This window comes from Neoasaia chiangmaiensis, assembly GCF_002005465.1.
GTDB lineage: Bacteria > Pseudomonadota > Alphaproteobacteria > Acetobacterales > Acetobacteraceae > Neoasaia > Neoasaia chiangmaiensis.
Genome location: NZ_CP014691.1, coordinates 2,026,187 through 2,047,654, shown reverse-complemented (window position 1 = coordinate 2,047,654; position 21,468 = coordinate 2,026,187). Strand labels below are relative to the sequence as shown.

Genomic DNA, 21,468 nt, shown 5'->3' with positions numbered 1-21,468 from the left:
TCATGACCGGTTTCACTGCATCGCTCGGGGCGCGCAAGAATGTCCCGATGAAAGCCCGGTTCGATATCGGGCGTTTACTGCTCGAAGGACGGGCGTTTCTCGCGCTGATCGTCATCATCGCGGTCTTTTCGAGCCTGTCCCCCTATTACCTGACCGTCGCGAACATGATGACGATGTCCTCGCATGTCGCCATCTTCGGCATTCTGGCGATCGGCATGCTGCTGGTGGTGCTCAACGGCGGGATCGACCTCTCGGTCGGTTCCACGCTGGGCCTGTCCGGCATGATCGCCGGCTTCCTGATGCAGGGTGTCACGCTCTCGTGGCTTGGCGTCGTCGCCTATCCGCCGGTCTGGGTCGTGGCGATCGTCTGCTGTCTGGTCGGCGCGTTCGTGGGGCTGATCAACGGTGTGCTGATCGCCCGCTTCAGGGTGCCCGCCTTCGTCGCCACGCTGGGCGTTATGTACATGGTGCGCGGCCTGGCGCTGCTGATGACCAATGGTCTCACCTATAACGATCTCGGCGGTCAGGCGGCGCTCGGCAACACGGGTTTCGACTGGCTGGGCTTCAATCGCGTCGCCGGCATTCCGATCGGCGTGCTCGTTTTCGCGGTCATCGCCCTCGGCACCACGATCCTGCTGGGACGTGCGGCCTTCGGTCGCTGGCTTTATGCGTCCGGCGGCAACGAACGGGCCGCGGAACTCTCCGGCGTGCCCGTGCGGACGGTGAAGATCAGCGTCTATGTGCTGTCCGGCATCTGTGCGGCGATCGGCGGGTTGATCCTGTCCTCCCAACTCACCTCCGCCGGTCCCACGGCCGGCACGACGTATGAACTGACGGCCATCGCCGCCGTCGTGGTCGGCGGCGCGGCACTGACGGGCGGACGCGGCACGGTGCGCGGCGCGCTGCTGGGCGCGTTCGTGATCGGTTTCCTGTCGGATGGCCTCGTGATCATCGGCATCTCGTCCTACTGGCAGACCGTTTTCACCGGCGCGGTGATCGTGCTCGCCGTGTTGCTGAACGCGCTGCAATACCGTCGACCGGGCAAGCGCGCCCCGGTGCCGGGCGGTCCCGCCGCAACGTTGACCCAGCCGGGTCAAACCCTTCCCAGCCGCCCCGTCTGAGGGCGCGGCTTTCGGAACGGCCGGCAACGCTCCGGCCGCATTGTCCAAAAAGGCATAAAGACATGTCCAAGTTCACGAAGATGGCGATGGTTCTCTCGACGGCCATGCCCCTGGTTTTCGGCACGGCGCATTCGGCGCACGCGGCCGGCGGCCTGATTTCGATCATCGTCAACGATCCGGCCAATCCCTACTGGATGGCGGAAGGCAAGATCGCTTCGGACGAGGCCACCAAGCTGGGCTACAAGGCCAACGTATCGGCTCACAAGGGCGATACGAACGTCGAGAGCAATCTTGTCGACACCGCCATCACGAACCATTCCGTGGCGCTGATCCTCGATCCCGCCAACGCCAGCGGCTCGATCGGCGCGGTGCGCAAGGCGATTGCGGCGCATATTCCGGTTTTCCTGATTAACGCGGAAATCAACCAGTCCGGCCTCGCCAAGGCACAGCTTGTCTCCAACAACGCGCAGGGCGCGGCGGTCGGCGCCCAGGAATGGGTCAAGCGGGTCGGTGAGAAAGGCAATTACGCCGAACTTCTCGGCTCGCCTTCCGACAACAACGCCGCGACGCGTTCGAATGGCTATGAGACCGTGCTGAGCCAGTATACCGACCTGCACAAGGTCGCATCGCAGGTTGGCAACTGGGATCGGACCCAGGGCCACGACAAGATGCAGAGCATGCTTCAGGCGCATCCCGATATCGTCGGTGTCATCAGCGGCAATGATGAGATGGCGCTTGGCGCGATCGCGGCCCTGAAGGAAGCCGGCAAGCTGGGCAACGTCAAGGTCGGGGGATTCGACGGTACGCCGGATGCGGTCGCGGCCGTCAAATCTGGCGAACTGCAATATACGGTGATGCAGCCGGTCGCCATTTTCTCGCGTAAGGCGATAGATCAGGCCGATCAGTTCCTCAAGACCGGCAAGACCGGGGTGACCGCTGAAAAGCAGCTTTTCGATTGCGTGATTATCGACAAGACCAATGTCGCGAAATACACGGCGCCGTTCACGCTGTCCGACTGATGTAGCGGCTGAGCGGCCCGGATTTTTCTCCGTGTCGTCCGGGCCGGTCTGAACAGAGATTCCGTGTGGCCGATGGACGGCAACGGACACGATGCCGAGGCTTCCTGGCCGCCACCCCGCGAACCCGAAAGGTTCGCGGGGTTTTTCGTTTTGCGGCAGACGCCAGCCAGTCCGCTTTCGACTTCCCCGATCATGGTCCATGGATTGCACACATGCGCCAATCCGTTCATTTTGCGGGCTCGCAAACCAAGATTCCCGCCATTTCTCAGGAATGTCCAACTTGCCGATGATGTTACGTTTTGGTCTGACGGCCGTGCTTGCTCTTGTTTCCATGTCACGTGCCATGGCCGCGCCCGGACTGGAAGGCGTTCCCGCCTACGGCCATATCGTCGTGATCGAAATGGAAAACCGGCAATACGGACAGATCATCGACGCCGATCCGCCGACGTCGCCGGGCATGACGGAACTGGCTCACCAATTTGGCGTGGCGACGAATTATTATGGTATCTCGCACGTCAGCCAGCCGAATTACATCGCGTTCGTCTCCGGGGATCAGCAGGGCATCACGGACGACGATCCGTGGTATTGCGACGCCAGCCACGCGCCGATGCCGCGTGATCGCGCAATTGTCGCGGGCAAGCCGGATGCTGCGTCCATGAGCACGACCTGCGAGGGACATGGCAGCGCGAGCGCCCCTTATACTGCCCATCATTTCTCGACACGCAGTCTGTTTGCGCAGTTGAATGATGCAGGAATCAGCTGGTCGATGTTCAATCAGACCATGCCGCTCGATCCCGATGGCACTCCCCATCCGGAGGTCGCCATTTATCCGGACAAGAAACAGAATCCGGATTTCCATGCGCTTTACGTCAGCAAACACAACCCTGCCGATAATTTCGACAATATCCGCAGCGCGCCGGATTTTCTGACGCACAACCGAACGGAGCAACAATTCCTGGATGAAGCCGCTGCGGGGACGCTGCCCCGTTTCTCCTATTTCATTCCCGATCTGTGCCATGACGACCATGGCGCGTCCGGTCCGATGAACACGGCGCTGCAATGCCGCCACCATGGGGCGGGTCCATCGCCGCTGCTGACGCTCGGCGACCAGAAAGTGCAGCAGCTCGTCGAGGCGGTGCGTCATTCACCGCTGTGGAACAGTGCGGAGAACGTTGCGGTTGTCGTCACGTTCGACGAGGACGATTACGGTAGTGCCGGCATCCAGGGGTGCTGCGGTTATCATCCGGTTGCCGAGGGTGGCGCGCGTTTCGACACCCTGAATCAGGGCGGTGGCCATATCCCGACCATCGTGATCACGAATCACGGGGCCGCCAGGATGCAGGATGCGACCCCGTATAATCATTATTCCCTGTTGCGCACGGTCGAGGACGCCTTCGGGATAGCGGAGCATCTCGGGCACGCGGCCGATATCAGGCCCGTTCAGCCCGCCGACGGCAGTTTCGTGCAGACGCCGGTCCTGCCGATGGTCAAGCTGTTCAGCGTTCAACCCTCCAGAGCGTCCCGCTGATCCGGTGATGCGCACGCTTCTTGTCGCGCTGCTTATCGTGGCGGACATGGCGCTTGCGCAGGCCGCACCGTTGTCGCCGGCGGCCAGCCTGGGGCGCGATCTCTTCACCGATCCCATCCTGTCCGCCTCCGGGCGGCAATCCTGTGCATCGTGTCACGATCCGGCGAACCATTACGCGCCATCGAACGACCTGGCCGTGCAGCCGGGCGGCAGGCATATGGAGCGCCACGGCATACGCGCCGTGCCCAGTCTGACCTACCTCGACGAAGCGCCCGCCTTCTCCACGGCACTCGGCAATCCGGATGGCTCCGAGAGTGGACCCGGCGGCGGTTTCGACTGGGATGGACGGTTCGACAGTATCGGTGCGCAGTCCCTTATGCCGTTGACGACGGCGTATGAGATGGCAAATCCGGATATCATGTCGATCCTCCGACGGCTGGCCGACAATACCGGATACGCCACCCGTTTCAGGGCCTTGTTCGGTAAAACGGTTCTGATGGATGAGAAGCAGGGTGCGAAAGCACTGTCGCGTGTGTTCGGGGCCTACCAGCATGAGGATTCGAGTTTTCACCCCTATACGAGCAAATACGATTTCTATGTACGCGGCCTTGCGACCCTGACGCCCGCGGAAGCGCGCGGAATGATCCTGTTCAATGACGCCGAGCGCGCCAATTGCGCCGCGTGTCACACCGCCGGTGTCGGCCCGGGACGGGATGGGGCATTGTCATCCGGGCAGTTCACCGATTTCTTTTTTCGTGCCGTCGGCGCGCCGCATAACCCTGCGATTGACAAGGATCTCCCCGAAGGAAACGATCTGGGACTGTGCGGGCCGTTGCGGCGCGATCTGTCGCCCGCCCGCGACCCGGCGAACCGGCGGTTCTGCGGCCAGTTCATGACACCCACGTTGCGGAACGTCGCGACAAGGCACGTCTTCTTTCACAATGGTGTCTTTCGATCCCTGCGGGACGTGATAGATTTCTACGTCACGCGCGATATCACACCCCAGCGATGGTATCGCAAACGCATTTACGACGATCTGCCGATCGGCGCGGCGGCACTGATCGACCATGACGACATGCCGTTCGCTGCCCAGCATCCGGGCGCCAGACCTGTTCTGTCGCAGCAGGAGGAAGACGATATCATTGCGTTCATGGGAACGCTGACAGACGGTTACACCATCCCGACAGGCAGGAAACCGCACTGACGATTTTCGTCCCGCGTCATCTTCAATAAATGTGTCCTGGATGTCGAACTCTCTGACTTTTCCAATGCGAAAAATCCAGCCGCATGCGGACGAGAAAGATAAAGTTCAAAACATAAAGTGTTTTCGTCTATGGCGGACACCACAGCATCGACGATTGTCCAAAAAAACCTGCAAACGTATTTAACAAAAGCTATTTATGAATGAAATTCATACATCAATGAAAAAAAATCATTTTTTTTCATCGTCTGCCTCTGACATAACGTTTTCCCATGCTTTTCAGCACATTAGGTACGAAAACCTCCCAATAGAAACCGCAAAATTTAGGAACAACCTAAACTATAAACAGGTAATTCTTTTTAAAAAGGTTAGATGAGAATGCATATGGATTTTTCGTTCAATATTAAAAAAACCAAGTTTGATGACAAATACAATCCATCAACTGACACACGGTTGACGACCAATTTTGCCAATCTGGCCAGAGGAGAGCATCGGCAGGAAAATTTGCAAAATGTCTTGCAGATGATCGATCGTCGTTTCAATTCTCTAGCGGGCTGGGACAACCACAAAGCAGATCGCTACTCCGTCGAACTTGAAATCGTTTCGGTTGAGATGCACCTTGATTCCAATGGGAACCGCAAAGTATTCCCGCTGATAGAGGTTCTTAATACGTCTATCGCCGATAAAACCAGAGGCGAACATATCGCAGGCATTGTAGGGAATAATTTTTCTTCCTACGTCCGAGATTATGACTTCAGCGTCCTCCTGTTAAATCAAAATCAGAATCATGAAAAATTCCGAGTACCTGAGCGCTTCGGGGACCTACATGGGAATTTATTCAAGGCATTCATCCATTCGGATATCTACAAACGTAACTTTGGAAAGATGCCTGTGATATGCCTGAGCGTTTCAAGTAATCGAACCTATCGAAAGACTGGCAATTATCATCCGGTCCTAGGTTCAGAATACGAGCAGACAGAGTTCTCCCTGACAGACCAGTATTTCGGGAAGATGGGCATGAAGGTGCGGTATTTTATGCCTCCCTATGCCGCGGCCCCTTTGGCCTTCTATTTTTTTGGCGATCTTCTGTCGGACTACTCCAATCTGGAACTGATCGGCACGATCAGCACGATGGAATCTTTCCAGAAAATTTACCGGCCTGAAATCTACAACGCCAACTCGCCGGCTGCCGAATGCTATCAACCGAGTTTGAAACATAAGGATTATTCGCTAACTCGGATTGTCTATGATCGCGAGGAACGCGGCAGGCTGGCCATTGAGCAGGGAAAATTCGCGGAGGAGCATTTTATCAGGCCGTATCAAGATATTCTTGAGCGGTGGTCTGCTCATTCTCCTGTTTGATCAATCAAAAACATAAGGCCGCAATTATGAAAACGTTACTGCCCACTTCGACCGCTGGCAGCCTGCCTAAGCCTTCCTGGCTCGCGAAGCCAGAGACACTCTGGTCACCCTGGAAATTGCAGGGTGAAGAACTGATCGAAGGCAAACAGGATGCCTTGCGCCTGACGTTGGACGACCAGGATCGTGCTGGCATCGACATCGTCAGCGATGGTGAACAAACGCGCCAGCATTTCGTGACGACATTCATCGAGCATCTCAGCGGCGTGGATTTTGAGAACCGCCAGACCGTTAAAATCCGCAATCGTTATGATGCGAGTGTGCCGTCCGTCGTTGGGGTCGTGACACGTGAAAAACCCGTCTTCGTCGAGGACGCCAGTTTTTTACGCAAACTGACAAAAAAGCCGATCAAATGGGCTCTTCCGGGCCCTATGACCATGATCGATACACTGCATGACGCTCATTATAAAAGCCGCGAGAAGCTGGCTTGGGAATTTGCCAAAATTCTCAATCAGGAAGCCCGGGAGCTGGAGGCTGCTGGTGTCGATATCATCCAGTTCGATGAGCCTGCATTCAATGTTTTCTTCGACGAAGTGAATGACTGGGGCATCGCGACATTAGAAAAAGCCATCGAAGGGCTAAAATGTGAAACGGCTGTTCATATCTGCTACGGGTATGGCATCAAGGCAAATATCGACTGGAAAAATGCTCTGGGCTCAGAGTGGAGACAGTATGAAGAGATCTTTCCCAAGCTGCAGAAGTCGAATATCGATCTGATCTCTCTGGAATGCCAGAACTCGCGCGTTCCGATGGACATTATCGAACTCATCCGTGGTAAAAAGGTGATGGTCGGCGCCATTGACGTGGCGACCAATACGATTGAGACCCCGGAAGAGGTTGCCAGCACTCTGCGAAAAGCCCTTAGGTTCGTTGATGCGGACAAGCTTTATCCATCGACCAACTGCGGCATGACGCCTCTGCCTCGTCATGTCGCGACAGAAAAGCTAAACGCTCTGGGTGCAGGCGCGGAAATCGTTCGAAAAGAATTTTCAGTCTAGCACTACTTTGGCAGAAGCGTGAGATGTTCATCGGTTATGCCTTCGCCGCAACGAGGACAATGGCGTGGTGGTGGGCGCAAGAAGCGGTCAAGGATGGCCTGACGCACAGCCGGGAGGCTCGGTGGCGGTGGCGGCCCGCAACAAGGGCACCTGTGACAACCGGATGACGATCCGGCGCGACATGCTTGAGAAGTCTGTAATTAACGGGCTGCGGACGCGCCTCATGGACCCTGCGCTGTTCAAGGAGTTCTGCAACGAGTTCACCCGTGAGGTGAACCGCATGCGCATGGAACTGGGCGCCGACCTTGCAGCGATGCGGAATGAAATTCCTCGCATCGACAGGGAGCTGGATAAACTGCTGAATCTTATCCTTGCCTCAGATGACATTGAGGCCTCCAAGCGGGTCATGAAGAAAATGACGGTGCTCGAAGCCCGCAAGGAGGAACTGGAACAGAAGGTTGCCAACACGGAGGAGCCGCCTCCCCTTCTCCATCCGAACATGGCGGAGATCTACCAGCAGCGGATCGCGTCTCTCTACGAGAGCCTTCAGGCCGAGGAGACGAAGACCGAAGCGGCCGAGCGCCTGCGCACCCTGGTCTCGCAGATCACGCTTCAGCCGGCCGACGGCGAACTGGCGATCATTCTGCGCGGCGACCTGGCGGCGATCCTGCAGTTTGCGGCGCACAAGAAAAACGCCACGGTCCATCCGGACAGTGGCGTTCATGATGCGTTCGCATCGCAAGTTCAGATGGTTGCGGGGGAAAACAACCAACGATACTTGCGATTGGTGAACCGTCAGGTAACCAAGCTCGCCGCGTGAGCAGGGCGACCATGTCAGACACCTCTAACTGTTGTGCCAGCTTCTACTGTCTGGATGTCAAACACTCTGAGCGCCCTCCGGAGCACCCAAATTTGCAGTGATTGGACCGAAAAATTTCCTCAGCTCCGACTGAAGATCAGAAAATGATGGAAGCCCCAGTGCTGGGGATGTTCTGCGGAGGAATCTCGACCACAGTTCACGCTCTTCAATAATAGCCGCAAATGCGCCGGTCAGCCCTATTGCCATTTCGCTCGGAATAAGCGAAGGCCGATCAATCCGGATCAATATTCGGTATTTTTAGGTCTACACCGGACCCAGACATTCCACGTCCTCCGGATACCGGTCTCGACCTCTGCCTTCTTGACCCATTCGTTCAGCGTATGCGCCGAACAGCCAATCTTGCCAGCAATCGATACCATAGCCGTCCAACGCGACGGATGCTCGCCCTCATGCTCCAGAACCAGTCGAACCGCGCGGGCACGAACCTCAGGGGAAAACTTCTTCACAGAATTGCTCATCAGACCTTCTTCTCAGGTGAATAGGTCTCCTCAGGTGAATAGGTCTCCGCCAATCCCGGAGCGGTTCACTCTCGTGACTGGAGCAAACCGCGGCCTCGGGTCTTTCTACGTGGACGCGCTGGTCGCGGCGGGCGCGTCGAAAGTCTACGCAGGCGCCCGCACGCCTTCCTCGGTCAAGAACTCGCACGCCGTTCCTATCGAGCTGGACATTACGAATATTGCCCAGGTTGAAGCCGCGGCGTCGACCTGTCGTGATGTAACGCTGCTAATCAATAACGCGGGCATTCTTATGAACAGCCCGATGTTGGTTGAAAATTCCCCATCCGCGATGCGGAAAGAGTTTGATGTCAATGTATTCGGCACGCTGAACATGATCAGCGCCTTCACCAATCCTTGCCGTCAATGGCGGCCGGGCGATCGTGAACATGTTATCGATCACGAGTTGGATCACCTCGCCGTTTATCGCCACGTATAGTGCTTCCAAGCACGCGGAACTGGTCGTGACCAATGCGGCGCGCATCGAACTCAAGGCCCAAGGGACCCAGGTGCTCGGCGTCTACGCGGGATATCTCGATACCGAAATGGCGGCTCAAATCGACTCAGCCAAGACTAATCCAGCGGATGTGTCGGCCCGCACATTGGAAGGCATCGAGGCAGGCGTCGACCATGCTCTCGCCGACGAGCGAGCGCATGAAATCTGGCGAGCAAGGTGCTCAAATCCAACCGAACTTGAAGCGGCGATGCAAGCGAAATGGGATCAAAATAAGCACCACCAACGAGAATAGAAGTGTCTTTATTAGTATTCTTTCCGTAAATAATCGTGGCACTTCGCCTCCAGAACTACTTTGGCATAAAATTAAAGGATGGGGGATTCCTTTCACAACGAGATTAAACGACGATGAGCGCAATGCTCATGGTCGTCAGACCGGAAGTTTGTCGTGCGTATCGGCCATAATGTCGGCACCTTGAGCAGCCACACCAAACCGACGCCGATAGTCGCCGGGCGCCAGACCGGTCACGCGATGGAAAATCCGTCGGAACGCCGCCGGATCGCTGTAGCCGACACGCCAGCCGATCTCGTCGATGCTGCGCCGCGTCAGTTCGAGCCCTTCACGCGCTTTCGCGATCCGCATCTGCTGGCGGTATTCCACGGGCTTTAGCCCGGTCGCCTTCTGGAACCGGCGCAGAAATGTTCGGGGCTCCAGCCCTGCAAGGCGGCCCAGATCGGGCACCGCCGTCTCTTCAGCAAGATGGGCGTGCAGCCAGTGCTGCGCCTTGAGGACTGCCCCGTCGCCGTGATCGAAGCGCGGCACGAACAACGCATAGGACCGTTGTTCCCGCCCGGGCGGATCGACCAGCAAGAAGCGCGCTGTCGCCAACATGACGCTTGCCCCCATCAGGTGCTCGACCAGCCGCAGGCCGAGATCCGTCCAGGCCAGAATTCCGCCGGCCGTGATCACATCGCCCCCGTCGATCACCATGTGCTCGGCTGCAACCTGAATCTCGGGGAACCGCGCGGCCAGTGCTTCGGCAAACGCCCAATGCGTCGTGACCTGACGTCCCGCCAGCAGCCCGGTTTCCGCAAGCACGAACGCTCCCGCACAGACGGAGCAGAGTGTCGCGCCGTGTTCATGCAGATCGCGCATCCAGACCGTAAAGGCGTCCGTCCGTGCCATGTCCACCGGCATGACGAGGCTTGGCGGCGCAATCAGGAAACGCGGCGCGTTGGGTTGCCCAGGATGCGTATCGTAGACACAGTCCACATGGTCATCATCCGCGGCACGCCAGTGAGTGATCCGGATCGCCCTGGCGTCCCGGCCTCCCAAAGCCGCATTCTGCCAGTTGGCAATGCGGAACAGGTCCGTCAGACCATGCAGAGCCGAAAGCTGCGCGTCCGGATACGCGACCAGTCCGATTTCCGCGATCAACCCCGGCTTGTCCATATGTCACTTCCGGCTCTTTCATTGTCGTTTCTGACAATGCCTGTTCGACTGCCGCAGTGCAATGATCCTGTCATCACGAAGCGCATCCAGCCCTTCGTCGAACGGGACAATGTGTCATGAGCACCATCACCACCAGGCAGGGCGTCGAGATTTTCTACAAGGATTGGGGCCACGGCCAGCCGATCGTCTTCTCCCACGGCTGGCCACTTTCGGCCGATGCGTGGGACGGGCAGATGGTTTTCTTCGGTCAGAATGGCTTTCGCGTCATTGCCCATGACCGGCGCGGCCATGGGCGCTCGACCCAAACCTGGGACGACAACACGATGGACCGCTATGCCGACGATCTGTCGGAGCTGATCGAGCAGCTCGACCTGCACGACGTCATCCTGGTCGGCCATTCGACCGGCGGGGGCGAGGTGACGCGCTATCTCAGCCGTCATGGCACGGCCCGCGTGGCCAAGGCCGTTCTGGTGGGCGCGGTGCCCCCGCTGATGCTGAAAACCGATGCCAATCCGGACGGCGTGCCGTTGGCCGTGTTCGACGGCATCCGCAACAGCACGTTCGACAACCGCGCGCAGTTCTTCGAGGATCTGACGATCCCGTTCTATGGCTACAACCGCGATGGCGCGACGGTATCGGAAGGCATCCGGCGGTCGTTCTGGCTGATGGGCATGCAAGGCGGCCTGAAACCGCAGATCGATTCCATCAAGCAGTTTTCGGAAATCGACTTCACCGAAGACCTGAAGCGGATCGACGTGCCGACCCTAATCGTCCATGGCGATGACGACCAGATCGTGCCGATTGGCACCTCCGCCCTGCTCTCGGCAAAACTGGTGCCAAATGCGACGCTGAAGATATATCCGGGCGCAAGCCACGGCCTGGCGCAGATCCAGCAGGACCGGTTCAACGCCGACGTCCTCGCCTTTATCCAGGGCTGAACCCTCAGCCAGCGGCCGACCGCCCCTGTCGCCGGGGGCGGTCGGTCTCGACCAATTTCAAGCCAGCCTGAACGCCATTCTCCAAAATCGCATCCGATTCCGCGTTCTTTCCCGCTGCCCGCGCCAGTTGCAGCGTGCCGATCATCAACCCGTAGAGCGCCAATGCCACCGCATGACGCTGCTCGGACGTTCCGAACGGTAGTCCCCGGCCGATGATCGCAATCATCCGCTCATAACCGATATGAAACACATCGCGGGTCGCTTCCGGATGACGTGCGATCTCGGCCACCAGCGCCGATGCAACACACCCGTCACCTGGATGATCGCGGTGGCGCGGACTCAGATAACGCCGCAACCAGGTCTCGACATCCGCACCGTCATCGATCGCGCTTTCGACCATCGTGCGACGGCGCTCCTGTGTCTCGCGCAGCGTCTCACGGACCAGATCCTCCTTGGATTCGAAATGCGTATAGAACGCGCCATTGGTCAGCCCGGCATCCGCCATCAACCCGGCGATGCCCGCTGCCGCGATCCCGTCTTCCCGAAAACGCCGTGCCGCGACGTCGATAATATGCTGCCGCGTCTCCTCCCGCTGGCCTTTCCGATATCGCATGGGTCGTTCTCACCTGTCTCGATCTGACTGTCGCACGAAAATTTAGGCGTCTACCCATTGCATTACAATCATCATTATACATTATGGTCATAATTCTAAATGAGGAACAGACCATGAGACTTCAGAACAAGATCGCGCTCATCACCGGCGGCAACAGCGGCATCGGCCTCGCCACCGCCGAACGCTTCATCGAAGAAGGCGCGAAAGTCGTCATCACAGGGCGCAATCAGGAAACCTTGGATGCCGCCGCTGCAAAGCTCGGCCCCAACGCCGTCGCCGTGCGCGCGGACATCACGGACGATGCCGCGATCAAAAAAGCCATCACCACTGCCGTCGACCACTTTGGCGGCCTCGACATCGTGTTCGCCAATGCCGGCATTCCGGGCGCCACACCGCTTGGCGGGACCGATCGCGCCGGTTTCGAGCATATTCTCAATACCAACCTGACCTCCGCGTTCTTCACGGTGCAGGCCGCCCTGCCCCATCTCAAATCCGGCGCCTCGGTGATCCTGAACGGGTCCGTGCATCAGGTGCTCGGCATTCCAGGCGCCTCCGCCTATGCCGCCAGCAAGGGCGGGATCGGGGCGATGAACCGCGTGCTGGCGTCCGAACTCGCACCGCGCGGCATCCGCGTGAACAGCGTCGTGCCCGGTGCGACACGCACGCCGATCTGGAGCACGCGTGCTTCGACGCCGGAGGCCGTGACGCAGTTGGAGGCAGGCTTCGCCCGCGCCATACCGCTTGGGCAATGGAGCGAGGCCGTGGACATCGCCAACGCCATCGTGTTCCTGGCTTCCGACGAGGCGAAAAGCATCACGGCCACCGAAATCGTCGTCGATGGCGGCACGATCGGCGCGCCAGCGGGGGCTCCTGTCTACCGCCCCGCGGCATAGGTCGCGTGCCATGACGGACATGACGAACGAGACGATGGTCGATTTGGTCGAAATCACGCCGATAAGGGAAATCCGCGTTCAGGATCGTAAAACACGAGCGCGTGCCGCGATCCTGAACGGCCCCATCACAACCACCCTGATGCGGCTGGCGCTTCCGACGATCGCCGTACTGCTGGCGCAGACGGCCGTGAGCGTGGCCGAGACCTATTATGTCGGCTATCTCGGCACCAATGCGCTGGCCGGCGTCTCGCTGGTTTTCCCCGTCTATATGCTGATGGTCACGATGTCGAACGGCGGCCTGGGGAGTGGCGTCGCCTCCGCTGTCGCCCGCGCGATCGGCGCTGGACGACAGCGTGACGCGGATGCGCTCGTATTGCATGCGATCGTCCTCGCCGCGATCATGGGCGCAATCTTTACCTTCGGGCTGATCTGGGCAGCGCCTGCGCTTTACGGGACGCTTGGCGGCAAACAAGCGTCACTTCACGCCGCACTGGGATACTCCAATACAATCTTCGGCGGCGCGATCATCGTCTGGATCGTCAATCTGATTGCCTGTGCCTTGCGCGGCTCCGGCAATGTGAAGGTTCCGGCACTGGTCACGCTGACCGGTGCCCTGATCATGATTCCCGCTTCTCCAGCACTGATCTTCGGCTTCGGCCCGATCCCCAGACTGGGCGTGGCCGGTGCGGGTGCCGCGTTCATCATTTATTACGCAGGCGCACTCGTGTTCCTGCTGCGCTACATGGCGTCAGGTCGTTCCGGGCTGAAACTCGGCATGTCCCGCCTGGAATGGCGCCTGTTCGCCGATATCCTCAAGGTCGGCATTCCGACCGCTCTCAATACGATCCAGACCAATCTGACGGTCATTCTCGTGACCAGCGCCGTCGGTCGTTTCGGGATCGACGCCATCGCCGGCTATGGCATCGCCTCACGCCTCGATTACGTGATGATCCCCATTCTGTTCGGTCTCTCCTCGGCCGTATTGACCATGGTCGGCATCGCGATGGGGGCCGGACATGTCGAACGCGCCCGCAGGATCGCATGGATCGGAACCTATGTCGGGGCCGGGTTCGCCGAAATCGTCGGCGTGGGCGTCGCTCTGGCACCAAGCCTGTGGGCAGGACTATTCACGGACGAACTCTCCGTCATCGATCCGGCATCGACCTACCTCCAAATTGTCGCACCGACTTACGGATTTATGGCGGCGGGCTTCGTGTTCGCCTTCTCGGCGCAGGGTGCGGGCCACGCGCTGTGGCCGTTCCTGGCCTACACCGCGCGAACATTGCTCGCCGCCGGAGCCAGCCTCGTCGCCGTGAATGTGTTCCACGCCGGGATGCCGACGCTCTCGCTCATTGTGGCGCTCTCCTACATCATTTTCGCGCCCATCAGCGGGATCGCGATGATCTCCCATCGCGTCTGGCATGGCGCCACTCGAAAAATCTCAACGTGACCGAATCCCTAGAAAGGAATTCCTCGTGACCCTGTATCGCAAGTTTCTCTCCACACAAGTGTTGGCCGCCGTTGCCCTATACACATTTTTTACCGGCACCATCCCGGCTCAGGCAGCATCAGTGTCTTCGCAGGCGCAAGTGCCGACGACCCATATTCTGGCGATCGGAAAGCTGACGGGCACGGCAACGCCGTCACAACGCAAGGCCATCATGCCCCAGGAAGTGCGCGATACCGTCAACCTGGCTCTCGCGGGCAAGATCGATCAATGGTGGGCCATGCAGGATCGGACGGGCGTCATCTTCCTTCTGAATGTCACCTCGCCAGACGAGGCCAATGCGATGCTCTCTAAGCTGCCCCTGGGAAAAGCCGGGCTGATGCGTTTTACATTGATCCCGGTCGGTCCGCTTAGCCCGTTGCGTATTTTAACCGACAATCACTAAGACAGATACGACTGCGTAAGAAGCGTGTTCTACACGGTCGTTTCATCACCGCAGGCACCGGGCCATGCACCCATCGCCGCTTCCGCGATGCCAGCGAGGTCGGCGAAATGCGCACCGTCTCGCGCCTGGATCGACATCCCCAGATAGATCCCCATGTAAAACCGGCTCCAACGGACAGTATCCGTGGAGATAGGCAATTCACCTGACTCCACGGCATCGCTCAAGCGGGATTGCAGGCGCGCGAGACAGTCCGCCCTGATGGCTTTCATGGTAGAAATGATCGCGTCGGGACAAGCCTCGCCCACGGTCGCCAGCGCAACCATGCAGCCGGCCGGCATCTCGCCGCACTCCGGCAGGTTCTTCGCCGCAGCTATCAAAAGACTTTCGATACCCGCACGCGCGCTGTCCCCGTTCAGCAAGCAGTCCCAAACCGCTGCTCCCACAGTATCGGCATAGCGCCGCGCTGCTTCGAGATAGAGTGCCTCCTTGCTGCCGAAAGCCGCATAGAGGCTTGGCGAGCGGATGCCCATCGCATCGCAAAGATCCGTCATCGACGCCGAGGCGAAGCCCTTGCGCCAGAAAACGAGCATCGCCGCCTGCAGGGCCGCTTCCCGATCGAATGCTCTGGGTCGTCCGATACTCACCATGATCCCACCTTCTGTGACGAACGACACATAAATAGATTGACGCGCCAGATCAACCGCGATAGCCCTTTCTGTGTCAATCAACACAGAAAGGGTCCGGCAATGACGCTGACAGGAAAACGCGCACTTGTAACAGGTGCCAGTAGAGGGATCGGGGCTGCGATCGCAAAGGCGCTGGCAGCCGAAGGCGCCGATGTCGCCATTACCTACGAGCGATCCGCCGATGCCGCCGCGAAAATCGTGCGCGATATCGAGGCACTCGGACGCCGTGCCGTCGCTCTTCAGGCCGACAGCGCGGATGCCGCAGCGGTTTCCGCCTCGGTCGAGCAGACGGTCGCTGAACTGGGCGGTCTCGATATCCTGGTCAACAATGCCGGGATTCTCCGATTGTCGGCAGTCGAGAGCATGGCGCTGGACGATATCGACGCAACCCTGAACGTGAACGTCCGCGCGCCGATCGTCGCGAGCAAGGCCGCCATCCCCCACCTTGGAAAAGGCGGCCGTATCATCAGCATCGGGAGCTTTTTCGCGGACAGGGTTCCCGGCGGCGCGGGACTGTCCGTCTACGCCCTTTCGAAGTCGGCGCTGACGGCATTTACAAAAGGGCTGGCCCGGGAACTCGGCCCACGCGACATCACCGTGAACGTCGTCCAGCCAGGCTCCATCGACACGGACATGAACCCGGTCCAGGGCCCTTTCCACGACACGCTACGGTCGCTGACCGCTTTAGGTCGATACGGCACTGTCGAGGACATCGGAAACATGGTGGCTTTTCTCGCCGGGCCAAAAGCGCAGTATATCACCGGCGCCACACTGACCGTCGATGGCGGCGCCAACGCCTGATCGCGGATATCGTTTGAGCCCCTATGGTGGGCTCAGGCTGATTTGCGATCGTCCGCAGTGACGCCCTCTTGAGGGTCTATTACAGATATACCCCCTAATCCTTACAATCGGGTGAGGACAGTCATGAAAAAGGTCGTGCGCGTGATGAAGCCGAGTTTTTTTGTGCAAGGCGATCGCACCTTCGTTGGCGCTGAACACATCCAGGAAGGGCGTACATCCTGCTGCCTGAATGTCCTATGCAAGCCGCGTTATCAATGACCCGGCGCAGCCGCAGCCTCGTAACGCCGGATCAACGCAAACGGCGCTTATCTCCGTAAAACGGTCGAAACGCATCCGCTCACCAGTCATGGCCACCAGCGCGCCGCCACGCCGGATGCCTATATACGTGCCCAGCTCGATCGTTCGACGCGCAAAAGGGCCAGGTCTTGTGCGATCAGCAAGCTCCATCATTTCCGGGACGTCAGACTGCCTCAGAAGAACATCATCCGGTTGAGAACCGCGGATCATAATCGGTGCGTTCAATATCATTTGCAGGATCGGCGCTTGTATCGCGATCTCGAACCTGGCGGCGCAGACAAAGGATCCCGCGTCTGGAGCACAACGCGTTCAGCCGGACTGACGAGCGATGCAAGTGCCATGAAGGCCGCATCGCTTCGTTCTGCGATCGCGCCGAACGGCGCGACGTCCGACTTGTAGCGAACAGCCAGCGGGCCGCCCAAACCCCAAGCCGATTGCCCAATGTCAGGCGGCCCAAACCGGATTGTCCAACAAGGCGGTCATATCAATCAACTTCCGTGAAGCAATCGCGCAAGAACATTATCATTCCTGGTTCGCACCAATAAAGCTACTTGCAACACGCAGCTTCCCGGGATCGACGTCCTGTGCAGGCTTTATGCGATACCAGATCGCGTAAAGTGCGGGCAGGAACATCAGGATTAGGCCGGTGCCGGCCGCCGTGCCGCCGATCAGCGTATAGGCCAGCGATCCCCAGAACACCGATTCCGTCAGCGGGATGAAGGCAAGAACCGCCGCCAGGGCTGTCAGAATGACCGGGCGGGCACGCTGCACGGTTGCCTCGACCACCGAATGGAACGGATCGAGTCCCGCCGCCTGATTGACCTTGATCTGTCCTATCAGGATCAGCGTATTGCGCATCAGGATGCCCGACAGGCCGATCAGCCCCAGGATCGCGTTGAAGCCGAACGGCTGATGGAAGATCAGAAGGGTCGGCACTGTCCCGATCAGGCCCAGCGGGGCCGTCAGGAACACCATGAACATGCCGGAGATGGACCGGGTCTCGAACACCAGGACGATCAGGGTCAGCAGGACCATCACCGGAAAGATCGGCACCAGGGCCTTGTTGGCTTTTCCGGATTCTTCCGCGTTGCCGCCGGCTTCGATGCGATAGCCGGGGGGCAGCGTCGCGCGGATCGGTGCCAAGGCCTGATCGACCTCCGCAGTGACCTGCGGGGGCTGCAGGTTTTCGTCGATATCGCTCTGCACCGTGATCGTCGGGACTCGGTCGCGCCGACGCAGGATGGGGTCTTCGGCACGGATCTCGACATGACCGATCTGGCTGAGCGGTATCAATTGGCCCGTGCGGTTGCTGATGGTCATGTCACCTAGCTTCGCCGGGTCCAGACGATCGGGTCCCGCGCTGCGAACCACGAGATCGACGGTCCGGACGTCCTCGCGAACCTGCGTGACCGGCACGCCCAGTAGCAGGAACTGGATCTGTTCGGATGCCTCCTGGGGGGACAGGCCGATCAGTTGCAGCCGCGCCTGGTCCAGCACGAAATGCGCCGTCTGTACGCGCTCGCCCCAGTCGGTATTGACCTGACGCGTATGCGTATTGTTACGCATGATCGTGCCGACCTGGGCCGCGATATCGCGCACCCGATCCGCATCCGGTCCCATGACACGGAACATGACCGGGAAATGGGTGTAGGGGCCGAAGACGAACTGCGTCACGCGGATCCGGGCATCAGGCGCCATCCCCTGGGCCACGGCCTGGCGCATGCGATCGCGCAAGCGGTCGCGGTCCTGGGCACTCGGTGTCAGGACGACGATCTTCGCGAAGGAAGGGTCGGGCAGTTCGGGGTTGTACGCCAGGAAGAAACGCGGCGCGCCGGCGCCCACATAGCTGGTGACGATCCTCGCCTCGGGCTGCGTCTTCAACCAGGCCTCCACACGGGCCGTGACCCGCGTGGTGGCTTCGATACTGGTGCCCTCCGGCATCTGCACCTCGGCCAGCAGTTCCGGGCGGTCCGAACTGGGGAAGAATTGCTGCCGGACAGAACCCATCCCGACGAAGGCCAGCAGGAACAACGCCAGCACCGCCCCCGCGACCATGAACTTGCGGCGCACGACCCACACGACCAGACGCCGGAAGCGGCGGTAATTGGGCGTGGCGTAGATATGTTCGTAGGCGCCGTCGATCCGCTTGATGTCCGGCAACAGCTTGACGCCGAGATAGGGCGTGAACACCACGGCCACGACCCAGGAGGTCAGCAGCGCATAGCCGACGATCCAGAAAATATTGCCGGCATATTCGCCGGCAGTCGAGCGCGCGAAGCCGATCGGGGTGAAACCGATGATCGTGACCAGCGTGCCCGCCAGCATCGGGGCCGCCGTGTGACTCCAAGCATAGGCAGCGGCCTTCGTGCGTTCGTACCCTTCCTCCAGCTTCACCACCATCATTTCGATCGCGATGATCGCGTCATCGACCAAAAGGCCCAGCGAGATGATCAACGCGCCGAGCGTGATGCGATCCAGCGCCCGGCCCGTCACCAGCATGATGACCATGACGATCGACAGCGTCAGCGGCACGGCCGCCGCGACGACGATGCCCACCCGCCAGCCCAGGCTAAGCAGGCTCACGACCATCACCACCGCGAGGGCCACGAAAAACTTCAGCATGAACTCGCCCACGGCGGCATGAATGATGCCGGCTTGGTCGACGATTTTCGTCAGCGTGACGCCGGCGGGTAGCCCTGCCCCCAGCGTCTTCTCCGCCGCAGCCAGGGACTGGCCGAGCTTCAGCCCGTTCCAGTGATCTTGCATCACAACGTTCAGCACCAAAGTCTGGGCCCCGGCATGCCGGACCAGATAGGTCGGTGGCTCCTCGTAACCCCGCTCCACCGTCGCGATGTCGGAGATCTTGAGCGTCCTTCCGTTCGCCGCGATCGGAACATCGCGAATTTTCTGCAGATCGTCCAGCGCGCCGTCCAGTCGCACAAAGACCTGCGGGCCGCGCGTATCGATCGAACCGGCGGCCGTCACCGCATTCTGGCGCTGCAATGCCCCAAACACGTCCTGCGCGCTGATCCCGAGCGTGACCAGTCGGGCATTGGAAAAATTGACGAAGATCTGTTCCGGCCGTTCACCGACAATATCGACCTTGCGCACGCCCGGCACATGCAGCAGGCGCTGCCGCACCGTTTCCGCCTGCCGGACCAGAAGCCGTTCGGGCAATCCATGACCGTCCAGCGCATAGACCGCGAAATCGACATCGGAATATTCGTCATTGACGAACGGCCCCTGCACGCCCTTCGGCAGAAGGGGCATGGTGTCGTACAGCTTCTTGCGCGTCTGGTAGAACTGCTCGGGCACGGCCGCAGGCGGGGTGTTGTCCTTCAGCGTGATCATCATCAGTGCTATGCCGGGTCGAGCCAAAGTTTCCACCCGATCGTACCATTGCAGTTCCTGAGCGCGCTTTTCCAGAGGGTCGGCCACCAGGTCCTGCATTTCCTGCGCCGTGGCGCCTGGCCATACCGCGATCGCGGTCATCGTCTTGACGGTGAAGGCGGGGTCCTCGGCACGCCCGAGGCTGAAGAACGCATAAGCACCCGACAAAGCCAGTGCCACGATCAGGAACAATGTGATCCCGCGCTCGCGCACTGCCAGCGCGGACAGGTTGAATCCGCTCATTGCATCGCGACCTTTGTAGAGGCGATCCGGATGTGTTCGCCGTCATGCAGTTCGTGACCGCCAGCCGCCGCGATCAGCATGCCCGGACGAAGATCTACACCGGGAACGATCGTCGCCGTATCCTCGCCCAGGCTGATCAGCTTCACGGGGTGGTAACCGACTGTGGAGCTCTTGTCATTGACGCTCCAGATCCCCGGCCCATGACCTTCATCATCAATGGCACTGAGCGGCACGACATAAGCGCTCGAAACCATATCTGTGTCAGGCAAACGGATGCGCACCGTGGCACCCAGCGGGGCCTTGGCACCCGCGCCATCCATCACGTAACGCGCCTCGAAGGTCCGCGTGCTTGCATCGGCGGCGTCGGAAAGCTGGCGAAGATGCGATGGCACCCTGAATGCACCATCGTAGAGTTCGGCATCCGCCGCCGAATGAAGAGCGGGCCGAACTCCTTCCGGCAGATCGACCGCCGCCTCGCGCGGGCCGGCGTGGGCCAGCACGATCACGGTCTGGCCAGCCGCGACGACATGCCCCGGTTCCGCCAGCGTCTGGACGACGACACCGTCTTCATCCGCCCGCAGGAGGGAATAATCGTCCTGGTTGCGGGCAATCTTTTCCTGGGCCAGCGCCGCATCCAGTTGCGCGCGCGCACTGTCTGACGCCGCCTTCACCTGATCATAGGCAGACGCCGCCACGGCGCCGGTGACGACAAGCCCGCGATAGCGGCGCTCGTCCGCCGCGGCCTGGACCCAGCGGGCGTGCAACGATGCAACGCCACCGATCTGGGTCGTCACGGCATGGAGGTAATCCGTCGGGTCCAGACGCATCAGCACCTGCCCCTTTGAGACAGTCTGTCCCGTGTCGACCAGGCGTTCGACGATCTTGCCGGACACGCGAAAGCCGAGATCGCTTTGGACGCGGGCCGCTACGACCCCCGTGTAGACATGCTCGGCAGTCGCTGCGGATTCGATCCGCACCGTCTCCACGATACGGTCGGCCGTGCGTGGATCTGGATCGTCTTTGGGCTTGCAGGCCGACAGCCCGAATGCGGTGCAGATGCCGGCCGCTGCAAGAAGGGATAGGCGTGTTCCAGCCATGTTCGAGCTCCCAGCGGGGTTGGAAGCCCTAATTGTACACTAGTGACCATA

20 protein-coding genes and 1 pseudogene are annotated in these 21,468 nt (G+C 59.8%); 14 read left to right on the top strand and 7 right to left on the bottom strand.

Annotated features, from left to right (window positions below; translation table 11 throughout):
* Positions 1 to 2 precede the first annotated feature (2 nt).
* From A0U93_RS09745 to A0U93_RS09715, 7 genes are all read left to right on the top strand, one after another.
* Entirely contained in the window at positions 3 to 1,121 is a 1,119-nt protein-coding gene (locus tag A0U93_RS09745; RefSeq protein WP_077807170.1) for an ABC transporter permease, read from the top strand.
* Positions 1,122 to 1,183: 62 nt separating this feature from the next.
* A complete protein-coding gene (locus A0U93_RS09740) occupies positions 1,184 to 2,140 on the top strand; it encodes a D-ribose ABC transporter substrate-binding protein (protein WP_077807169.1) in 957 nt (318 codons plus the stop codon).
* Positions 2,141 to 2,426: 286 nt separating this feature from the next.
* Positions 2,427 to 3,668 carry an alkaline phosphatase family protein gene (locus tag A0U93_RS09735; RefSeq protein ID WP_169852734.1) on the top strand — a complete coding sequence of 414 codons (1,242 nt, stop codon included), beginning with the start codon at positions 2,427 to 2,429 and terminating at the stop codon, positions 3,666 to 3,668.
* A gap of 7 nt (positions 3,669 to 3,675) precedes the next feature.
* The gene (locus tag A0U93_RS09730; protein ID WP_077807167.1) at positions 3,676 to 4,872 is read left to right on the top strand and encodes a cytochrome-c peroxidase; all 1,197 of its coding nucleotides are present in this window, start codon (positions 3,676 to 3,678) and stop codon (positions 4,870 to 4,872) included.
* A 375-nt stretch (positions 4,873 to 5,247) separates the two neighbouring features.
* Positions 5,248 to 6,231 carry a DUF1852 domain-containing protein gene (locus tag A0U93_RS09725; protein ID WP_077807166.1) on the top strand — a complete coding sequence of 328 codons (984 nt, stop codon included), beginning with the start codon at positions 5,248 to 5,250 and terminating at the stop codon, positions 6,229 to 6,231.
* Between the two features lie 26 nt (positions 6,232 to 6,257).
* A complete protein-coding gene (locus A0U93_RS09720) occupies positions 6,258 to 7,286 on the top strand; it encodes a methionine synthase (protein WP_077808452.1) in 1,029 nt (342 codons plus the stop codon).
* A gap of 127 nt (positions 7,287 to 7,413) precedes the next feature.
* Positions 7,414 to 8,106 (top strand): hypothetical protein, encoded by a 693-nt coding sequence (locus A0U93_RS09715; protein WP_245824801.1) that lies wholly within the window; start codon positions 7,414 to 7,416, stop codon positions 8,104 to 8,106.
* A 332-nt stretch (positions 8,107 to 8,438) separates the two neighbouring features.
* Here the strand turns inward: A0U93_RS09715 and A0U93_RS09710 are convergent.
* A pseudogene (locus A0U93_RS09710) lies at positions 8,439 to 8,624 on the bottom strand (transposase); the annotation flags it as partial.
* A 109-nt stretch (positions 8,625 to 8,733) separates the two neighbouring features.
* Between A0U93_RS09710 and A0U93_RS16965 the strand changes: the two are divergent.
* Together A0U93_RS16965 and A0U93_RS16960 are read left to right on the top strand one after the other, a co-directional pair.
* The gene (locus A0U93_RS16965) at positions 8,734 to 9,099 is read left to right on the top strand and encodes an SDR family NAD(P)-dependent oxidoreductase (protein ID WP_371862844.1); all 366 of its coding nucleotides are present in this window, start codon (positions 8,734 to 8,736) and stop codon (positions 9,097 to 9,099) included.
* Positions 9,050 to 9,409: an SDR family NAD(P)-dependent oxidoreductase gene (locus tag A0U93_RS16960; protein WP_211273998.1), complete on the top strand. Its 360-nt coding sequence runs from the start codon at positions 9,050 to 9,052 to the stop codon at positions 9,407 to 9,409. Before A0U93_RS16965 ends, A0U93_RS16960 begins: the two co-directional genes overlap by 50 nt.
* Before the next feature lie 135 nt (positions 9,410 to 9,544).
* Here A0U93_RS16960 and A0U93_RS09700 read toward each other — a convergent pair whose 3' ends face one another.
* Positions 9,545 to 10,567 (bottom strand): GlxA family transcriptional regulator, encoded by a 1,023-nt coding sequence (locus A0U93_RS09700; protein WP_077807165.1) that lies wholly within the window; start codon positions 10,565 to 10,567, stop codon positions 9,545 to 9,547.
* A 116-nt stretch (positions 10,568 to 10,683) separates the two neighbouring features.
* On the opposite strand from A0U93_RS09700, the gene A0U93_RS09695 reads away from it, so the two are divergent.
* Complete coding sequence (locus tag A0U93_RS09695) at positions 10,684 to 11,505, top strand: alpha/beta fold hydrolase (RefSeq protein ID WP_077807164.1); 822 nt, start codon at positions 10,684 to 10,686, stop codon at positions 11,503 to 11,505.
* Positions 11,506 to 11,509: 4 nt separating this feature from the next.
* Here the strand turns inward: A0U93_RS09695 and A0U93_RS09690 are convergent, their stop codons facing one another.
* Positions 11,510 to 12,118, bottom strand: coding sequence for a TetR/AcrR family transcriptional regulator (locus tag A0U93_RS09690; RefSeq protein ID WP_077807163.1), 609 nt, complete (start codon positions 12,116 to 12,118; stop codon positions 11,510 to 11,512).
* A gap of 113 nt (positions 12,119 to 12,231) precedes the next feature.
* Here A0U93_RS09690 and A0U93_RS09685 point away from each other — a divergent pair, with 113 nt between their 5' ends.
* Genes A0U93_RS09685 through A0U93_RS09675 form a run of 3 tightly spaced genes read left to right on the top strand, consistent with a single transcriptional unit; the run spans position 12,232 to position 14,903 of the window.
* Positions 12,232 to 13,011: an SDR family NAD(P)-dependent oxidoreductase gene (locus A0U93_RS09685; RefSeq protein WP_077807162.1), complete on the top strand. Its 780-nt coding sequence runs from the start codon at positions 12,232 to 12,234 to the stop codon at positions 13,009 to 13,011.
* Between the two features lie 10 nt (positions 13,012 to 13,021).
* Positions 13,022 to 14,461: an MATE family efflux transporter gene (locus A0U93_RS09680; RefSeq protein WP_077808451.1), complete on the top strand. Its 1,440-nt coding sequence runs from the start codon at positions 13,022 to 13,024 to the stop codon at positions 14,459 to 14,461.
* A gap of 25 nt (positions 14,462 to 14,486) precedes the next feature.
* A complete protein-coding gene (locus A0U93_RS09675; RefSeq protein ID WP_245824800.1) occupies positions 14,487 to 14,903 on the top strand; it encodes a muconolactone Delta-isomerase family protein in 417 nt (138 codons plus the stop codon).
* Between the two features lie 29 nt (positions 14,904 to 14,932).
* On the opposite strand, the gene A0U93_RS09670 is transcribed toward A0U93_RS09675, so the two are convergent.
* Positions 14,933 to 15,550, bottom strand: a complete 618-nt coding sequence (locus A0U93_RS09670) for a TetR/AcrR family transcriptional regulator (protein WP_077808450.1) — start codon at positions 15,548 to 15,550, stop codon at positions 14,933 to 14,935.
* Between the two features lie 99 nt (positions 15,551 to 15,649).
* Here A0U93_RS09670 and A0U93_RS09665 point away from each other — a divergent pair, with 99 nt between their 5' ends.
* A complete protein-coding gene (locus A0U93_RS09665) occupies positions 15,650 to 16,390 on the top strand; it encodes an SDR family oxidoreductase (protein ID WP_077807160.1) in 741 nt (246 codons plus the stop codon).
* A gap of 234 nt (positions 16,391 to 16,624) precedes the next feature.
* Here A0U93_RS09665 and A0U93_RS17120 read toward each other — a convergent pair whose 3' ends face one another.
* The 3 genes from A0U93_RS17120 to A0U93_RS09655 all read right to left on the bottom strand — a co-directional run bounded on the left by A0U93_RS17120 (position 16,625) and on the right by A0U93_RS09655 (position 21,417).
* Positions 16,625 to 16,837: a GNAT family N-acetyltransferase gene (locus A0U93_RS17120; protein WP_408887679.1), complete on the bottom strand. Its 213-nt coding sequence runs from the start codon at positions 16,835 to 16,837 to the stop codon at positions 16,625 to 16,627.
* 372 nt (positions 16,838 to 17,209) lie between these two features.
* Positions 17,210 to 20,320 carry an efflux RND transporter permease subunit gene (locus A0U93_RS09660; protein ID WP_077807159.1) on the bottom strand — a complete coding sequence of 1,037 codons (3,111 nt, stop codon included), beginning with the start codon at positions 20,318 to 20,320 and terminating at the stop codon, positions 17,210 to 17,212.
* A complete protein-coding gene (locus A0U93_RS09655) occupies positions 20,317 to 21,417 on the bottom strand; it encodes an efflux RND transporter periplasmic adaptor subunit (RefSeq protein ID WP_077807158.1) in 1,101 nt (366 codons plus the stop codon). The genes A0U93_RS09660 and A0U93_RS09655 overlap by 4 nt, the downstream gene beginning before the upstream one ends.
* Between the last annotated feature and the right edge of the window lie 51 nt (positions 21,418 to 21,468).